This is a genomic window from Neptuniibacter sp., from assembly GCF_024231755.1.
In the GTDB taxonomy this organism is placed as follows: Bacteria; Pseudomonadota; Gammaproteobacteria; order Pseudomonadales; family Balneatricaceae; genus Neptuniibacter.
Genome location: NZ_JAAEQH010000204.1, coordinates 1 through 1,606, shown reverse-complemented (window position 1 = coordinate 1,606; position 1,606 = coordinate 1). Strand labels below are relative to the sequence as shown.

At 49.8% G+C, this 1,606-nt stretch carries 1 protein-coding gene; it reads left to right on the top strand.

Annotated features, from left to right (window positions below):
• Positions 1–1,575: hypothetical protein (locus tag GY843_RS10560; RefSeq protein ID WP_297309325.1), on the top strand; the 1,575-nt coding region annotated here is incomplete at its 5' end.
• Positions 1,576–1,606 lie beyond the last annotated feature (31 nt).

The window sequence follows — 1,606 nt, the reverse complement described above, 5'->3', positions numbered from 1 at the left end:
GACGGCGCAACGGTCGCTATTAACTTTGACTCAAGAACAGGAGCGCACCTTATTACAATAGACACCTCGGCACATTCTGATTACTCCACAGGCTCGGAATACGCAGTTCTTGTAGAAGGCACTACCGTTGACAGCGGGACTATAACCGCATGGGTAGGGGCGTTCAGTATAGAAAGAGCAGGCGGGGCGTTGGCTATTGCCAAACTAATACAGGCAGCCACTATTACTAACGCAGCAGGAGCAGATGTCGCAGCAGACATTATCGCAGTAAAAGCGGAAACAGCGTCCATTCTAACAGACACAGGGACGACTATTCCAGGCACTATCACAACGGCTCAGAACGACCTTGATACCCTCACGGGCGCAGACGGCGTTACTCTTGCCACAGCGCAGGGGAATTACGCACCTAATACCACAGTTCCAGACGCAGCAGGGACAGCAGCAACACCGGCAGAGGTAGCCACAGCGTTGGCTGATATTCATTTAGACCATCTTTTTGCAGCAACATACGACCCTGCAAGCAAGCCAGGCGCAGCAGACGCTTTACTTAACGAGATTATAGAGAACGATGGTGGAGTATCGAGATTCACAGAAAATTCACTCGAACAGGCACCTTCCGGTACAGGAGCGAGTGCTGCAACAATAGCAGACGCAGTTTGGGACGAAGCACAGGGCGATCATGTAGGGGCAGGGACTTTCGGAGTAGTCGCTTCCGAGGTTGCTGATCTACAAACTCAGGTAGGAACAGCAGGTGACGGACTCACTAATATAACATGGAATGCTTCATGGGACGCAGAAGTACAGTCAGAGTGTACCGATGCTTTAAACGCATACGACCCTCCAACAAAAGCAGAGATGGACACAGGGCATGGTCTTTTAGCGACCGAGGCGAAGCAGGACATCATAGACACTAACGTAGACCAGATTGAGACTGCGGTAATAACAAATGCAGCAGGGACGGATATAGCAGCAGACATCATAGCGGTTAAGGCGGAGACAGCAAATATCTTAACAGATACCGCAGAGATAGGGGCAGCGGGAGTAGGACTCTCGAACATAACATGGAACGCAAGCTGGGACGCTGAGGTTCAGAGTGAATGCACAGACGCACTCAACGCCTACGACCCCCCGACTAAAGCGGAAATGGACACGGGTCACGGACTCCTTGCAACAGAAGCCAAACAGGACACGATAGACGGTATAGTGGATAACATCTTAATAGATACCGGCACTACCTTGGACACAATCGTAGACGCAGTTCTTGTAGATACGGGAACTACTATCCCAGGTCTTATTGCTGCTTTAAATAATATTTCAGCAGCGGATGTAAACGCACAACTCGTAGACGTGATGGCAACAGACACCCACGCAGAGATAGGACAGGAAGCACCCGCAGCAACTCAGACTTACGCAAAGATGCTTGGGTACTTATATAAACAGTGGAGAAACAAACACACTCAGACAGCAACAGGTTACATTCTGTACGCAGACGACACCACGACTGTAGACCAGAAACGAACAGTGAGTGATGACGGAACAACAGCAACTAAAGAGGAGATAGCAACAGGTCCGTAATGGCAGTTGATACAAGAGCTAAAAGATTTTC